We start from the raw sequence: 14,908 nt of genomic DNA on the forward strand, positions 1-14,908 counted from the left end.
CGCTACCCGGTCAACCAGCCGAAAGCCCTTTCGGGGGTGACCGTCGGCTGCTTGTCGCCCGGTTTGCCGGGAACCGGTGGGGCGCTTGAGGTCGTCGACGACGGCGGTGGGGTTTTTGTCGGTTCGGGCTCGCTCGTCGCCGGCGGTGTGCTGGACGGGGTGTGCGACGGCTTGGGCTTCGACGGCGTCGTCGTGCCCGACGTAGCAGGCACAGTGGTCGTCGGCGTCGTCGGCGGCCGCGGGTCCTTCCCGCACCAGTGGTGCCAGCAGCCGAAGTCGACGGTCACCGGTCCGGCCGACGCCTTGCCGAGCTGCGCGCCGATCGTGACCTGCCCGTCGTCGGGCCGGCCCTTGAGCCGCACCCACAGGTTGACGTGCTGGCCGGGCGCCACCGAGCCGGTCGTCGTGCAGCTCGCGCCGTCGGCGGTCGGCGTGCACGGGAAACCGCGCAGGCTCCACCACTGCCAGAGCGCGTGGTCGAAGGTGACTGTGACCGGCCGGGTCGTCTCGCCGGTGTTGCGGACGCGCACGTAGACCAGCGGGTTGCGGGTCCACGGGAACGCCGAAAGCCCGTCGCCCTGGGCTTCCAGGACCACGGCGTCCGGCGGCTGCTTCACGGTGACCTTGACGCTGACGGCGACGTTGATCTGCACGCCGGCGGTGACCGAGCCGGTCACCGTGCCGCCCGCGGCGTCCTCGTCGGCTTCGAGCCGGAAGTTGAGCGTGGCGCTCTGGCCGGGTTGCAGGCCGGCGCCCGTCTTGCACGTCACCGTGCCCTCACCACCCGGGCAGTTGACCGAGATCGGGGCCGCCGCGTCCTGCGCGAACGCCAACGGCGCGCCGCCACCGCCCGACTCGACCGCGTGCACGCCCGGTGGCAGCTTCAGGGCGGCGACCACCGGCTCGGACACGCTGCCGCCGTCGTTGCGCACGGTGATCGGCAGGCTGACGGGCCCGGCGCCGGGCTGCAGCTCGACGCCGTCCGGCGGGGTCGTCGCGGACACCTTCGGCGGGGCCGGCGCGGGCGGCGCCGGTGTGGGCGCCGGTTCCGGAGCGGGGGTGGGCGCCGGCGGCGGCACGACGGGTGCGGGCGGGGGCTCCACCGGCGGCGCGGCGGGCGGCAGCTGGCGGGGCCGGGGAGCGGGTGGCGCGGGCGGGGCCGGTTTCGGCGGTGCGGGCGGCACGACGGGCTGGACGATCGGCGGCGGCACCTGGGCCGCGGCGGGGATGTCCTGCGCCCCGCCCCCGGCCGTCAGCGCGATGACGACGGCCGCGACGACCGCCGTCCCGGACGCGGCGACCCCGGCGAACTGGCGGGGGCCCGCGGCGGCGGCGCCGGCGGCCGCGCCGGCTTTGCCACCGGCGGCCGCACCGGCGGCGGCCGCACCGGCGGCGGCCGCGGTGGCCGCGCTCGCCTTGGCCGCGCCGATGGTCGCGAGGTAACCCAGCGCGGCACCGCCCAGGACGATCGGGGCGATGATCGCGCGCAGGCCGCCGTTGACGTCGGCCAGCTCCGCGGCCAGCGCCCGGCAGTTGTCGCACTCGTCGAGGTGGCACTCCACCTGGGCGCGTTCCCGCTTGGACAGCCCGTCGCGCGTCCACGCGCCGAGCCGCTCGGCGCAGGCGCGGCAGCGTTCCTCGGCGTTCTCCTGCAGGTGGACCTGGAGGTACGCCTGCCGCAGGCCCTCACGGGCGCGGTAGGCGAGCGCGGAGACGCCGTTCGCGGTCAGTCCCAGCAGCGGCGCGACCTCGGCCGGGCTCTGCTGCTCGATCTCGGTGTGCCAGAGCACGGCCTGCCAGCGTTCGGGCAGCCGCGCGAACGCCTTCGCGGCCATCGTCCGCTCGAGCCCGGCGACGGCGGTGTCGGAGAACGGGACGGTCAGCGCCTCGGCCGCGGCCCCGCCGACCTCGCTCATGTCCTCGTTGAGGTCGACCCGGCGCTCCTTGCGCGTTCGGTCGTACGCAGTGTGGCGAAGGGCGGTCAGCAGGTACGCCCGGAAGGCGGTATCCGGTCCCTTGCCACCACGGAGCGTGTCCAGCACTTTCGCGAAGGCCTCGGACACCAGGTCGTCGGCCTCGGAGCTCGAGCGGGCCAGCTGACGAGCGAGGTTGTGCGCCGCGCCGGTGTGGCGTTCGTACAGACCGCCGTACGACGCGATCTTCCCGGCGCGGACCTCCGCGATCAGCTCGGCGTCACTCTTTCCGCTGAGATCGGCGGGAATGGTGGACACGGCACTCCTCGGTCGGCTAAGGCCTGGACCTGCCATTACAGGCGGGCCCGGGGCACGAGGCAAGTGTGACTGACCCACCCTGAGCGGTCACGTCGTGGTGGGGGTGAAGACACCGACGGCGCAAGAAAATCACCCGGCCTTCGCGAGCTTCGGGGAAAAGCTTCTTAACAAAACTGGTGAGTACGCCGTCACGGGGTACTCCGTCGACCGTCCTCATCGTGAAGCACCGAGCAAGATCGACACGGACCGGACGAAAGGGGCGGTGGCCTGTGGAAGTTCCGGCAACCGGTACGCGTTCCGGCCCCGGTGACGTTCCGTCCACCGCCGAGCGCGACCGCACCCTCCGCGCCCTGCGCGGCCGCTGGCGCACGGCGAGCCTCGCCGCGGGCTGGCGTTTCCCGAGCGACTGGGCGTTGCCCGAGGTCGACGCCGTCTGCGCGGCCGTGCTGACCAAGGGCCGCGTCGAAGCCGCCGAAACCGCGCTGGCCGGGCTGGCCCGGGCCCGTGCGGCGGCCGGCGCGGGACTCGCCGAAACCCTCGCCGACCTGGCCGCGCTGCACGCGGTGCTCGACCACGTCGGTGACGGCTTCGTCTCACCGGACGTCGACGCCACGCCGTCCCGGCTGCTCCGGGTGACGGCGCTGGCCTGGGCGGACGTCGCCACCGACCAGCTCGTGCACACCGAGGTCACCGACCCGCTGACCGGCCTGCCCTCGGCCGCCTACCTGCGGACGCGGCTGGCCGAGCTCTACCAGGCCGCCGCGGCGCGCGAGCGGCCCGCGGCCGAGGAGCACATGCTGCTGGTCGTCTCGCTGGACCTCAGCACCGTCGCCGGCTTCCCGCGGCTGACCGGGATGATCCTGGTCGCGGACGCCCTGCGGGCGGTGTTCGCCAGCGGGCAGAGCGTCGCCTCGCTCGGGCCGTCGGTCGTCGCCGCGCTCGTCCAGCGCGACGACAAGGTCGCGTCCCACGGCGTCGCGCTGAGGAGGGCGTTGCACGAACGGCTGTCGGTCGACGCGCAGCTGGCGGACGCCGGTCAGGCGCGCGTCTCGGCGGTGCGGTTGCCGGCCACCCACGAATCGGCCTGCGACCTGCTGGCGCGCCTCGCCAGGGTGTAGAACACCCGGAAAGTCCGGTTCTGCCCGGACCCTTCTGACCTGGACCCGGGCCGCCATGATTTCCTGGTGCGGTGACCAGGACCGTATCCACCGACGTCGACGGCGAAGTCGCGGCCAGATCCGCGCACCGATTGGCCCTGCGGAGGTCACTCGCCCGGCTGTCCGTGCGCCCGCGGTCGATCTTGATCCTGTCGGTGATCCCGCTGGTCGCGATCGGGTACGGCATCTGGGGCTGGCAGCACGACTGGGTGCTCGGCGTGGACAGCGCGGTCTACCGCGCGGGCGCGCTGACCCTGTTGCACGGCGACTCCCTCTACGACTCGAACACCCTCGCCAACGAGCCGTGGTGGGCGCTGCTGCCGTTCACCTACCCGCCGACGGCGGCGTTGATCTTCGTCCCGCTCGCGGCGTTCCCGACGCAGATCTCCTGGGGCCTGATCACCGCGATCTCGCTGGGCGCGATGGCCCTCTCGATCCGGATCGCGATCGGCGCCCTGCCCCGCCCGGCCGCCGACGGCCCGCGCTGGTGGGCCTCGCCCGCCCGCTCGACCATCGTGTTCTTCCTGGTCTTCCTCGGCCTCGAGCCGGTGTGGCGGACGATCTTCCTCGGCCAGATCAACCTGATCCTGATGGCCATGATCCTGCTGGACATGCTGGTCATCGGCGCGCGCGGCAGTCGCTGGGGCGGCGTCCTGGTCGGCGTCGCGGCGGCGATCAAGCTCACGCCGCTGGTGTTCCTCGGCCATCTGTTCATCACCGGCCGCCGCAAGGACGCGCTGCGCGGCCTGGCGACGTTCGTGCTGCTCCAGGGCCTGATGTTCCTGATCAACGCGCACGACGCGGCCAAGTACTGGACCATCACGCTGCCCGACACCGGCCGGATCGGGCCGGTGCACTGGGCCGGCAACCAGTCGCTGAACGCGCTGATGAACCGGGCCACCGACCTCGCGCCGTGGGCGTCCAAGGCGGCCATGGGCATCGGCTTCCTGCTCGCCATCCCGGCCCTGTGGCTGCTCATCCGGTTCCACCGCAAGGGCCAGGCGCTGGCCGCGCTGCTCGTCACGGCGTTCTGGACCCTGCTGATCTCGCCGATCTCGTGGACCCACCACTGGGTGTGGGTGGTCCCGCTGATCGTGCTGCTGGTGTCGCGGCTGCCGAAGACGACCCCGGCGACGGCGTGGAAGCGCTGGGTGGGGACGTTCCTCGCGGCGTTCGTGTTCGTCAGCTGCGTGCTGCTGATCCTGCCCAACGGGCGCAACGTCGAGCTGCACTGGACGGTCTGGCAGAACGTGCTGGGCGACGCGTACATCCTGATGCCGGTGGTGCTCGCGCTGGCGCTGGCGCTGCGCTGGGGCCTGCAGCGGCGGGCCCGGAAGAAGAAGGCGGCGGCCGGCGAGCATGTCGACGTCCCCACCGGCGTCTGAGGCCCGCACCGGCCGCGTCCTCGCCGGGGTCCTCGCACTCGTCGTCCTCGCTTTCGGGGTCCTCGCCTGGCTGGCCGGGTGGCACCTGGGCGCGGACAGCGCCGTGTACCGCGCCGGCGCGCTGACGCTGGTCCACGGCGACCCGCTCTACACCCGCGATGTGCTGACGGCGCTGCCCGACTGGGTGCGGTTGCCGTTCACCTACACCCCGGCCGCCGCGCCGCTCTTCCTGCCGTTCGCGCTCGTGCCGTCCGGCCTGGTCTGGGGCGTGATCGCGTTTTTGTCGGTGGTCGCCCTTATGGTCGTGATCACGGTGGTTTCGTCGTCGCCGGGGCGCTCACCCGCGTGGTGGGCGCTGCCGGCGGGAACGGCCGCCGCTCTGGCGCTGGAACCGGTGTGGAAGACGCTGTTCCTGGGCCAGATCAACTTGATACTGATGGCGTTCGTGGTGCTGGACGTCCTGGTGCTCGCGGCGCGGCGGTCGCGCTGGGCGGGCGTGCTGATCGGCGTGGCGGCGGCGATCAAGCTCACCCCGCTGATCTTCGTGCCGCACCTGTTCTTCACCGGCCGGTGGAAGGACGGGCTGCGCGCGCTGGGCACGTTCGTCGCGCTGGAAGCGGTGATGTTCGCGGTCATCCCGGTCGACGCGCTGCGGTTCTGGCGGGATTCGGCGACCGACCCGAGCCGGGTCGGGTCGGTGCACTGGATCTTCAACCAGTCGCTCAACGGGCTGGTCAGCCGGGCTTCGGAGCTCGCGCCCTGGTCGCTGGCGGTGGCGGTCGGGGTGGCGGCGGTGCTGGCCGTGCCCGCGGTGTGGCTGGTGGTGCGGCTGCACCGGCGCGGTGAGAGCGCGGCGGCCCTGCTGGTGACGGCGTTCTACGGGCTGCTGCTGTCGCCGGTGTCGTGGTCGCACCACTGGGTCTGGTGCGTGCCCTTGATCACGCTGCTGCTGGTGAAGGGCCGCCGCTGGGCCGCGGCGGCCGTCGCGGTGCTGTTCGCCTCGCAGATCGTGATGCTCGTGCCCAACGGCGGTGACACGGAGTTCGGCTGGGGCCTGGGCCTTTCGGTCCTCGGCAACGCCTACGTCCTCGCGGCGGCGGCGGGGATCCTCGGGCTCGCGGCGCGTGAGCTACGGCTGGTCCGGCGGTCACCGCAGGTGGTCACCGCTTGCCAAGCCGGCTGAAAGCAGGCGGACACGGTCCGGAACCGGCCTGCTCACCGGCGCCCTTTCCGCCGTGACTGCCAGCCGGATTGGCAAATGTCGACACAGTAGTCTGGTGTCGCTATGGATAAACACACCGGTCTGCCCGTCGTGGGCATGGTGGGCGGCGGGCAGCTCGCCCGGATGACCCACCAGGCGGCGATCTCCCTCGGTCAGTCACTGCGCGTCCTCGCCGCGGGCGAGAACGAGTCCGCCGGGCTCGTCGCCGGCGACGTCGTGCAGGGCCACCACACCGATCTCGAGGCGCTGCGGGCGTTCGCGGCCTCGGTCGACGTGCTGACGTTCGACCACGAGCACGTGCCGGGTGAGCACCTGCTGACGCTGGCGATGGAGGGTTACGTCGTCCGGCCGGCGCCGGCCGCGCTGGGCTTCGCGCAGAACAAGCTGGTGATGCGCGAGATGATGGCCGGCATGGGCGTGCCGGGCCCCGCCTTCGCCGAAGTGTCCACTGTGGACGACGTGCTGGCGTTCGGCGGCGAGCACGGCTGGCCCGTGGTGCTCAAGGCGTCCACCGGCGGTTACGACGGCCGCGGCGTCTGGATGCTCGACACCGCGCAGCAGGCGCGCGAGACCGTGCCGGAACTCCTGGCGGCGGGCACGCCGCTGCTGGTCGAGGAGAAGGTGGCGATGCGGCGGGAGCTGGCCGCGCTCGTCGCCCGCTCGCCCTTCGGCCAGGGCGCGGCGTACCCCGTGGTCGAGACGGTGCAGACCGGCGGCATCAACACCGAGGTCCTCGCGCCGGCGCCGGGGCTTTCGGACGCCCGGGTCCACGAGGCGCAGGACCTCGCGCTGCGTGTCGCGTCGACGCTGGACGTCACCGGCCTGCTGGCGGTCGAGCTGTTCGAGACCGACACCGGGCTGCTGGTCAACGAGCTCGCGATGCGCCCGCACAACTCCGGGCACTGGACGATGGACGGCTCGCGCACCTCGCAGTTCGAGCAGCACCTGCGGGCGGTGCTCGACTACCCGCTGGGCCGCACCGACATGGTCGCGCCCGCGTGCGTGATGGCGAACGTGCTGGGCGCGTCGGTGCTGCCCGAGATGGGGCCGGACGAGCGGCTGCACCACCTCTTCGCGCGGTACCCGGAGGCGCGGGTGCACCTCTACGGCAAGCAGGAGCGGCCGGGCCGCAAGCTCGGGCACGTCAACTTCACCGGCGAGCGCCTGGACGACCTGCGCAACCGCGCGCTGCTCTCGGCGCACTGGCTGTCCCACGCCGTCTGGCTCGACGGCCACGAGATCCACTAGGAGAACAGCTATGGCGCCGCAGGTGGGCGTGATCATGGGCAGCGACTCGGACTGGCCGGTGCTGGAAGCGGCCGGCGCGGCGCTCGACGAGTTCGGCGTCGGCTACGAGGTCGGCGTCTACTCGGCGCACCGCACCCCGCAGCGCATGCTGGACTACGCGACGTCGGCGGTGGCGCGCGGTATCCGGGTGATCATCGCGGGCGCGGGCGGCGCGGCCCACCTCCCGGGCATGGTCGCCTCGGCGACCGTCCTCCCGGTGATCGGCGTCCCCGTGCCGCTGAAGTACCTGGACGGCCTGGACTCGCTGCTGTCGATCGTCCAGATGCCGGCGGGCGTCCCGGTGGCCACGGTCTCGGTCGGCGGCGCGCGCAACGCGGGCCTGCTGGCGGTCCGCATCCTGGCCGCGTCCGACGAGGGCCTGCGGTCGAAGATGACGCAGTTCCAGCTGGACCTGGAGAAGCTGGTCCTGGACAAGGACGCGGCCCTGCGCGCGAAGGCCGGCCACTAGCCGGTCACTCGCCGGTCACCAGGGCACGGTCTCGCCGTTGCGGTCCAGGAACTCGAGGCCCGGCTTGCCGCGCTTCGCCAGGAGCACGTCGACGACCAGCGGGACGGTCTCCTCCATGGTGAACGGCGCGTCCGGCCCGCCGAGGGCCGTGCGGATCCAGCCGGGGGCGATGACGACGAGCGCGCGCTCGGCCTCGGCCGGGCGGGCCGCGAAGCTGCGCATGAACATGTTCAGCGCGGCCTTGCTGCTGCGGTAGACCTCGCGCGAGCCGGCGGTGTTGTTCGCGATGCTGCCCTGGCCGGACGACATCGCGCCGATGAGCCCGTCCGGCGGCACGAGGTCCCGGAGCGCCTCGACGACGCGCATCGGGCTGAGCGCGTTGGTGACCATCACGTCGACGAAGTCGGCGGTGGAGACCTCGCCGACCGGCGTCTGCGGGTTGTTGGTCGTCCCGGCGTTGACGAAGAGCACGTCGAGCCGCCGGTGCGCGAGCCGCTCGTGCAGCGGCGGCAGCTGGCCGGGTTCGGTGATGTCGAGGTGCTCGACCTCGACGCGCCCGCCGGAGCGGTCCGCCAGGTCGTGCAGGGGCGTGCGGGCGGTCGTGTCCCGGACGGTGCCGATGACGTGCCACCCGCGGTCGAAGAGCTCGGTGGCGATCGCGTGGCCGAGGCCGCGGGACGCGCCGACGACGAGGGCGGTGGGTTCAGTGGGTTCGGTCATTCCGTCTCCTTCGGTTCGGCTTCCAGTCTCACCGCGATGACGTCTTCACAGCGCGTTCATCGGGGTGATTTGTAGGATTGCCTCGACAGGAGGAGCGTTGATGGCCGAATCCGTCGCCGCGTTGCCGGAAGATGTGCGTCTCCTGCGGGCGCTGCAGATAGCTCCGCGGGCGTCGTTCGCCGCGATCGCCGAGGCGCTCGGGCTCACCGAAGCCGCGGTCGGCCGGCGTTACCGGCGGCTGCGGGCCGACGGCATCGTCCGGGTGGCGGGCATCGTCGACCCGGGCGCGCTGGGGCAGAGCAAGTGGCTGGTGCGGTTGCGCTGCCGTCCGGGCAGCGTCGCGGCCATCGCCGACGCGCTCGCGAAGCGCGAGGACGTCAGCTGGGTGGCGCTGTGCGCCGCGGGGGCCGAGATCACCTGCGCGGTCCGGTCCCGCACCCGGGAACAGCGTGACGACCTGCTCGGCAGGCAGCTCCCGCGCACGGCGGCCGTCCTGGACATCCAGGCGGCCGCGATGCTGCGCCAGTTCATGGGCGGCCGCGGCCACTACTGGGCCGCCTTGCGCGGCACGCTGACGCCGGAGCAGGAGGCCGCGCTGGGGGCCGTCGGCGAGCCGTTCACGGAGGCCCCGGTCGTGGCCCGCGAGCCGGTGCGCCTCACGCCCGGGGACGAGCGGTTGCTCGCCGTGCTGGCCGAGGACGGCCGCGCGAGCCTGGTCGACCTGGCCGCGGCGGCGGACCTCACGCCCGGGCGCGCGTCACGCCGCTTACAGATGCTGCTGGAGCGCCGGGCCGTCCACATCGACGTCGAGCTCGCCGCGACGGCGCTGGGCTACCACGCGGGAGCGAACCTCTGGCTGCGCGTGCACCCGTCGGCGGTCAAGACCCTGGGCCGCGCCCTGGCCCGGCTGCCGGAGATCGCCTTCGCCGCGGCGGTGACCGGCCCGCACAACCTCCACGCGGTCGCGCACTGCCGGGACCTGGACGAACTGTTCGAGTTCACCTCCGACCAGATCGGCTCCCTGCCGGGCCTGCAGAGCATGGAGGTCTCCCCGCTGCTCAGGCACGTGAAGCAGGCGGCCACCCACCTCTCCGGCGACCGCCTGGCCTGACAGCCGGCCTCAGTCGAGCTTGGCCGGCAGCTGGTCCCGCAGCTGCCGCTTGAGCACCTTCCCGGCGGCGGACACCGGGATCTGCTCGACGACGTGGATCTCCCGCAACCGCTTGTACGGCACGACCTTCTCGTTGATCGCGGCCATCAGCTCGGCCGCGTCCAGGTCTCCGCGCGGCACCACGAACGCCACCGGCAGCTCGCCGACCTCGGTGTCCGGGCGGCCGACGACCGCGGCCGCCGCGACGCCCGGCATCGTGATCAGCAGCTCCTCCAGCTCGCGCGGGAAGACGTTGTACCCCTTGTACAGCAGCATGTCCTTCTTGCGGTCCACGATGGACAGGTAGCCGTCCTCGTCGAGGATGCCGATGTCGCCCGTGTGGAGCCAGCCGTCGACCAGCGCGGCCGCCGTCTCCTCCGGGCGGTTGCGGTAGCCCTGCATGATCTGCGGGCCGCGCAGGCAGACCTCGCCCCGCTCGCCCGCCGGGACCGGGTCCTCGCCGCCTTCGGCCGGGACGACCTTGACCTGCGTGTCGAAGATCGGGACGCCCACCGAGCCGACCTTGCGGGTGCCCGAGCGGTACGTCGGCGAGATGACCGCGCCCATCGTCGCCTCGGTGAGGCCGTAGCCCTCGGCGACGACCACGCCCGGGAAGCGCTCGCGCAGCGCGTTGATCATCGCGTGGTTCATCGGCGCCGCGCCGGAACCGATCGAGCGCACCGACGAGAGGTCCGCGGTGTGGAACAACGGCGTCGCGAGCAGCGCCGCGAACAGCGCGGGCGCGCCGCCGAGACCGGTGACGCGCAGGCGTTCGGCGTCGGCGATGTAGGCGGCCGGGTCGAAGCGCGCGTGGAGCACCGTCGTCGTGCCGCCGATGATCGCCGCGTTCATCCCGCCGATGATGCCCATCGCGTGGAACCACGGCGTCAGGTTGATCGCGACGCCGGTGCCGAGCCGCGAGGGCCACTCGTCCTCGCTGCCGATCTGGTCGATCGTGATCTCGCCGTCCGCGTCGAGCGCCGGCACCGAGCCGGAGCCCCAGCACGAGTGCTGGAGGGTGTTGACCACGACGTTGCGGTGCGTCAGCCGCACGCCCTTCGACCGGCCGGTGGTGCCGCCGGTGTAGGCGAGGTGCGCGAGGTCGTCGTGGACGGCGATGGCGACCTCGGGCCGCGTCTCCGGCTGCCCGGCGTGGAACGCCTCGAACTCGACCTGGTCGTCGAGCAGGTCGCCCGCCGGGTTGACGACGACGGCGAACTTCGCCGGGATCCGGCCGGCGACGCTCGCCAGCGCGCCCGCGACCGGCCCGAACGTCACGACGGCCGCGGCCTCGCAGTCGGCGAGCTGGAACGCGAGGTCGTCCGGCGGGAGCAGCGGGTTCGTCGGGCTGAAGGTGGCCCCGGCCATGAGCGTGCCGTAGTAGGCGATCGGGAACGCGAGGCAGTTCGGCAGGTGCAGCGCCACGACGTCGCCACGGCCGATGCCGCGCTCGATCAGGGCGTTCGCGAACCGGCAGGCGGCCCGGTACGTCTCGGTGAAGGTGAGGCTGCGGCCGTCTTGGGCGAAGGCGGTCCGGTCGCCCCAGCGGGTGGCGCCCGCGGCGAGGATCGAACCGACCGGGACTTCGGGGTAGTCGAGGGAGGCGGGCAAACCGGGCGGCGTCGTCGGCGCGGTGAGCGGCATCACTCGACCATACGAATTCTGCGGTCAAGGACACAAGGACGACGGCCGACGCAGTCAGTGAACGAGCGCTAACATCGGTGGAACTCTCCCGACGTCGTAGAGAAGGTGACCGGAAGTGACCGACGGCCTGTACCAGCTTGCCGAGGAGCACGAGGAGCTGCGGGCCGCGGTCCGGGCCCTGGCCGAGAAGGAGATCGCGCCGTACGCGGCCGAGGTCGACGAGAACGAGCGCTACCCGATCGAGGCGTACAACGCGCTGGTGAAGTCGGGCTTCAACGCCGTCCACATCGGCGAGGAGTACGACGGCCAGGGCGCGGACGCCGTCGGCGCCTGCATCGTCATCGAAGAGGTCGCCCGCGTCGATGCGTCGGCGTCGCTGATCCCGGCGGTGAACAAGCTGGGCACCCAGCCGATCATCCTGTCGGCCTCGGAAGAGCTGAAGAAGCAGGTCCTGCCCTCGATCGCGTCGGGCGAGGCGTCGGCTTCGTACGCGCTGTCGGAGCGCGAAGCGGGCTCGGACACCGCGTCGATGCGCGCCCGCGCGCGGCTCGACGGCGACCACTGGGTCCTCAACGGCACCAAGTGCTGGATCACCAACGCGGGTGAATCGACCTGGTACACCGTGATGGTCGTGACCGACCCGGACGCGGAGAAGAAGGCCAACGGCATCTCGGCGTTCGTCGTCCACAAGGATGACCCGGGCTTCTCGGTCGGCCCGAAGGAGAAGAAGCTCGGCATCAAGGGCTCCCCGACGCGCGAGATCTACTTCGAGAACTGCACGATCCCGGCGGACCGCATCATCGGCGAGCCCGGCACCGGCCTGAAGACGGCACTGCGCACGCTGGACCACACCCGCCCGACGATCGGCGCGCAGGCACTGGGCATCGCCCAGGGCGCGCTCGACGCGGCGATCGCGTACGTCAAGGAGCGCAAGCAGTTCGGCAAGGCGATCGCGGAGTTCCAGGGCGTCCAGTTCATGCTGGCCGACATGGGCACCAAGATCGAGGCGGCCCGCCACCTGGTCTACGCCTCCGCGGCAGCCTCCGAGCGCGGCGACAAGCGCGCGGGCTTCATGGCCTCGGCGGCGAAGATGTACGCGTCGGACATCGCGATGGAGGTGACGACGGACGCCGTCCAGCTCTTCGGCGGCGCCGGCTACACCCGCGACTTCCCGGTGGAGCGCATGATGCGCGACGCCAAGATCACGCAGATCTACGAAGGCACGAACCAGATCCAGAAGGTCGTGATGGCCCGGGCCCTGCTCAAGGGCTGACCCACGACAGACCTCGAACGCCCCCGGTGCCTGCTGGTGCCGGGGGCGTTTTCGTGTCGTCAAGAGACCCGCGCCGCGGGCGATCAAGATCGGCGGCCGCTAGCGCCGGAGGTTCGAGCCCGTCGCCTGCGAACCCTGGGTCCGGCTTCATCGGCGCTGGGCTCGGTGCCGCTTGAGGAGCGCCGTCATCGTCGCCGGGTCCTTCGCGCCGTTGAGCTCGGCCAGGAGGTCGTCGGGGCACAGCTCGTAGTGGTCGCCCCACCAGCGGCGGCCCTTGTTGTCCCAGATCCGGTAGCCGCCCGGCACGCCTCTCGCCACATAACGTCGCTTGGCCATGCCGGGATCCAACTGCGCCGCGCCCGGGTCGGCAAAGCGTTTTGTCATGTTCGTGAGTGTCACTCGACCCGGCTTGTGTCACACATAGCAGGTCAGCGAGCGAAAGAAAATCACTCACCAGGGGGAGTGTCCGGACAAGTTACCCGCGCGTTAATGAGTGTGGTGATGCAGGTCACCGTCGGTTCACAGAGAGGTGAATTGGATGGGCTTGAGGACGCGCCGGTGGCTGGTCGCCGGGATGGCCGTGACGGCCGCGCTCGTACTGGGGGCCACCACGGCCCAAGCAGCGGTCAAGGAACCCACCGGGCCCGTGCAGCCCAACATCCTCACCGCCGCCGTCTACTCGCTCGGGGCGCCGACCATCGCGCCGCCCGGGACGAACGACTGGAACTGCAAACCGTCCGCTGAGCACCCCAATCCCGTGCTCCTCTCGAACGGGACCACCGCCAACGCCTACGAGAACTGGGCCAACCTGTCCCAGAAGCTCGCCAACGCCGGGTACTGCGTCTTCGCCGGGAACTTCGGCGGGACGCCCGGGACGTTCCTGCAGACCGTCGGGCCGATCGCCGACACCGCGAAAGCGCTTGCCGCCTTCGGGGACAGGATCCTGAACGCGACTGGGGCCGCGAAACTCGACGTCGTCGGGCACTCGCAGGGCGGGATGAACATCCGGTACTGGATCAAGTACCTCGGCGGCGCGGCCAAGATCAGCCGGCTCGTCGGGCTGTCGCCGTCCAACCACGGGACCGACCTCTTCGGGCTGCTGAGCACGCTCGAAATGATCCCGGGCGTGCCGGCCGTGCTCGGCAGCGTGTGCCAGTCGTGCAACGAGCAGGCCGTCGGGTCGGCCTTCCTCACCGACCTCAACGCCGGCGGCGAGACCGTGCCCGGCATCGACTACACCGTGATCCAGACGCGCTACGACGACGTCGTGACGCCGTACACGAGCGCCTACCTGAAGGCCGCGCCGAACGTGAAGAACATCCTGCTGCAGAACGTCTGCGGGCTCGACTTCACCGACCACCTCGGCATCACCTACGACCCGGTCGCCCAGGGGCTGGTGCTCAACGCGCTCGACCCGGCGCACGCGAAGACGCCGCCCTGCGTGCTGGTGCCGCCGGTGATCAGCTGAGCTACGCCACATGAGATATAACCCACCGCCGGGGCGGATTTCCGTCCCGGCGGTGTCACGCTCGAAGCATGTACTGGCCGGTCCCCGCGTCCTGGACACCCCGTGACGAAGCCGAGCTGGTCGCCGGCTGGCGGCTGTGGCTCGAGCTGTCCGACCGCGCCTGGCCCACGGCGGCCTGGGACGGCACCCCGGCCGGCGCGGTCCGCCAGTTGCGGGACCTCCTCGCGGCCTGCGACGAGATCGAGACGTCCTACCGCGACGCCACCGACGAGCCGTCGGCCGGCTTCCTGCGCCTCGTGCAGGGGCTCGTCCTCACCGCCGGCACCGCGATCGGCCTCTGGTGGGACGACTTCGACCAGCTCGACAGTGAGCGCGCGGCACTGCTCCACGACGACCTCGCGCGGTTCGCCGAGCAGGCGGAAGAGGTGCTGACGCTGCTCGCCGTCAACGGCGGCTGGACGCGCCTCGACGAAGAGCGCCGCCGGCCCGCCTAGTGCTCGGTGAGCGTCGGGTCGGTGCCGCCGCCCTCGACCGGCAGGAACTTCGTGCCGCCGAGGACGTCGACCAGGGGCTGGTCCAGTGTCAGCTGCCGGCCCGGCCCCAGCTCCCACCCGAGCTCGACGACGGTGTCGACGTGCTCCCGGCGCTCGATCCGGTGCGCGACGTCCGGGCCGTCGAGTGACCACGTGCCGTCGAGCGCCATCCGCAGCCGCGTGGTGAGGCGGCCCGGGCCCGGGGTGTGCCAGTGGAACCGGTGGACGGCGAACGCGGTGCTCCAGCTCGTCCAGTACTGCCAGCCGGTGCCGTCCGCGCGGAACCCCAGCTCGGTGTACTCGGGCGCGCCGGGATCCAGCGCCGACTCCGACCAGTAGCCGACCAGGTGCGCGTCCATCCGGGAATCG

Annotated in this window: 14 protein-coding genes; 9 read left to right on the forward strand and 5 right to left on the reverse strand. The window is 72.0% G+C overall.

What is annotated here, in order from left to right:
• Positions 1-2: 2 nt before the first annotated feature.
• On the reverse strand, positions 3-2,231 hold the full coding sequence (locus MUY22_RS17360) for a sigma-70 family RNA polymerase sigma factor (RefSeq protein ID WP_247060927.1): 2,229 nt from the start codon (positions 2,229-2,231) through the stop codon (positions 3-5).
• A gap of 269 nt (positions 2,232-2,500) precedes the next feature.
• On the opposite strand from MUY22_RS17360, the gene MUY22_RS17365 reads away from it, so the two are divergent.
• The 5 genes from MUY22_RS17365 to purE all read left to right on the forward strand — a co-directional run bounded on the left by MUY22_RS17365 (position 2,501) and on the right by purE (position 7,751).
• On the forward strand, positions 2,501-3,349 hold the full coding sequence (locus MUY22_RS17365) for a GGDEF domain-containing protein (RefSeq protein WP_247060929.1): 849 nt from the start codon (positions 2,501-2,503) through the stop codon (positions 3,347-3,349).
• Between the two features lie 71 nt (positions 3,350-3,420).
• The gene (locus MUY22_RS17370) at positions 3,421-4,773 is read left to right on the forward strand and encodes a glycosyltransferase 87 family protein (RefSeq protein ID WP_247060930.1); all 1,353 of its coding nucleotides are present in this window, start codon (positions 3,421-3,423) and stop codon (positions 4,771-4,773) included.
• Positions 4,748-5,956 carry a glycosyltransferase 87 family protein gene (locus tag MUY22_RS17375; RefSeq protein ID WP_247060931.1) on the forward strand — a complete coding sequence of 403 codons (1,209 nt, stop codon included), beginning with the start codon at positions 4,748-4,750 and terminating at the stop codon, positions 5,954-5,956. Before MUY22_RS17370 ends, MUY22_RS17375 begins: the two co-directional genes overlap by 26 nt.
• 102 nt (positions 5,957-6,058) lie before the next feature.
• Positions 6,059-7,243 carry a 5-(carboxyamino)imidazole ribonucleotide synthase gene (locus tag MUY22_RS17380; protein ID WP_247060932.1) on the forward strand — a complete coding sequence of 395 codons (1,185 nt, stop codon included), beginning with the start codon at positions 6,059-6,061 and terminating at the stop codon, positions 7,241-7,243.
• A gap of 10 nt (positions 7,244-7,253) precedes the next feature.
• Complete coding sequence (gene purE / locus MUY22_RS17385; protein WP_247060933.1) at positions 7,254-7,751, forward strand: 5-(carboxyamino)imidazole ribonucleotide mutase; 498 nt, start codon at positions 7,254-7,256, stop codon at positions 7,749-7,751.
• Positions 7,752-7,766: 15 nt separating this feature from the next.
• Here purE and MUY22_RS17390 read toward each other — a convergent pair whose 3' ends face one another.
• Positions 7,767-8,471: an SDR family NAD(P)-dependent oxidoreductase gene (locus MUY22_RS17390; protein ID WP_247060934.1), complete on the reverse strand. Its 705-nt coding sequence runs from the start codon at positions 8,469-8,471 to the stop codon at positions 7,767-7,769.
• Between the two features lie 100 nt (positions 8,472-8,571).
• On the opposite strand from MUY22_RS17390, the gene MUY22_RS17395 reads away from it, so the two are divergent.
• Entirely contained in the window at positions 8,572-9,582 is a 1,011-nt protein-coding gene (locus MUY22_RS17395) for an Lrp/AsnC family transcriptional regulator (protein WP_247060935.1), read from the forward strand.
• 9 nt (positions 9,583-9,591) lie between these two features.
• Here MUY22_RS17395 and MUY22_RS17400 read toward each other — a convergent pair whose 3' ends face one another.
• Positions 9,592-11,265, reverse strand: a complete 1,674-nt coding sequence (locus MUY22_RS17400; RefSeq protein WP_247060936.1) for a class I adenylate-forming enzyme family protein — start codon at positions 11,263-11,265, stop codon at positions 9,592-9,594.
• 115 nt (positions 11,266-11,380) lie between these two features.
• Between MUY22_RS17400 and MUY22_RS17405 the strand changes: the two genes are divergently transcribed.
• On the forward strand, positions 11,381-12,538 hold the full coding sequence (locus MUY22_RS17405) for an acyl-CoA dehydrogenase family protein (RefSeq protein WP_247060937.1): 1,158 nt from the start codon (positions 11,381-11,383) through the stop codon (positions 12,536-12,538).
• A gap of 147 nt (positions 12,539-12,685) precedes the next feature.
• Here MUY22_RS17405 and MUY22_RS17410 read toward each other — a convergent pair whose 3' ends face one another.
• On the reverse strand, positions 12,686-12,922 hold the full coding sequence (locus tag MUY22_RS17410) for a hypothetical protein (RefSeq protein WP_247060939.1): 237 nt from the start codon (positions 12,920-12,922) through the stop codon (positions 12,686-12,688).
• Between the two features lie 154 nt (positions 12,923-13,076).
• Here MUY22_RS17410 and MUY22_RS17415 point away from each other — a divergent pair, with 154 nt between their 5' ends.
• Positions 13,077-14,006: a triacylglycerol lipase gene (locus MUY22_RS17415; protein WP_247060941.1), complete on the forward strand. Its 930-nt coding sequence runs from the start codon at positions 13,077-13,079 to the stop codon at positions 14,004-14,006.
• 68 nt (positions 14,007-14,074) lie between these two features.
• Complete coding sequence (locus MUY22_RS17420) at positions 14,075-14,500, forward strand: hypothetical protein (RefSeq protein WP_247060942.1); 426 nt, start codon at positions 14,075-14,077, stop codon at positions 14,498-14,500.
• Here the strand turns inward: MUY22_RS17420 and MUY22_RS17425 are convergent.
• Complete coding sequence (locus MUY22_RS17425; RefSeq protein ID WP_247060943.1) at positions 14,497-14,898, reverse strand: hypothetical protein; 402 nt, start codon at positions 14,896-14,898, stop codon at positions 14,497-14,499. The two genes, MUY22_RS17420 and MUY22_RS17425, sit on opposite strands and share 4 nt — an antisense overlap.
• Between the last annotated feature and the right edge of the window lie 10 nt (positions 14,899-14,908).

Source organism: Amycolatopsis sp. WQ 127309, from assembly GCF_023023025.1.
Lineage (GTDB): Bacteria > Actinomycetota > Actinomycetes > Mycobacteriales > Pseudonocardiaceae > Amycolatopsis.

Excerpts from the sequence above, each read along its gene's own strand:
- MUY22_RS17400 (WP_247060936.1), bottom strand. The coding sequence starts at position 11,265 with ATGCCGCTCACCGCGCCGACGACGCCGCCCGGTTTGCCCGCCTCCCTC.
- MUY22_RS17395 (WP_247060935.1), top strand. The coding sequence starts at position 8,572 with ATGGCCGAATCCGTCGCCGCGTTGCCGGAAGATGTGCGTCTCCTGCGG.
- MUY22_RS17375 (WP_247060931.1), top strand. The coding sequence starts at position 4,748 with ATGTCGACGTCCCCACCGGCGTCTGAGGCCCGCACCGGCCGCGTCCTC.
- MUY22_RS17410 (WP_247060939.1), bottom strand. The coding sequence starts at position 12,922 with ATGACAAAACGCTTTGCCGACCCGGGCGCGGCGCAGTTGGATCCCGGC.
- MUY22_RS17390 (WP_247060934.1), bottom strand. The coding sequence starts at position 8,471 with ATGACCGAACCCACTGAACCCACCGCCCTCGTCGTCGGCGCGTCCCGC.
- MUY22_RS17425 (WP_247060943.1), bottom strand. The coding sequence starts at position 14,898 with ATGGACGCGCACCTGGTCGGCTACTGGTCGGAGTCGGCGCTGGATCCC.
- purE (WP_247060933.1), top strand. The coding sequence starts at position 7,254 with ATGGCGCCGCAGGTGGGCGTGATCATGGGCAGCGACTCGGACTGGCCG.
- MUY22_RS17380 (WP_247060932.1), top strand. The coding sequence starts at position 6,059 with ATGGATAAACACACCGGTCTGCCCGTCGTGGGCATGGTGGGCGGCGGG.
- MUY22_RS17415 (WP_247060941.1), top strand. The coding sequence starts at position 13,077 with ATGGGCTTGAGGACGCGCCGGTGGCTGGTCGCCGGGATGGCCGTGACG.
- MUY22_RS17420 (WP_247060942.1), top strand. The coding sequence starts at position 14,075 with ATGTACTGGCCGGTCCCCGCGTCCTGGACACCCCGTGACGAAGCCGAG.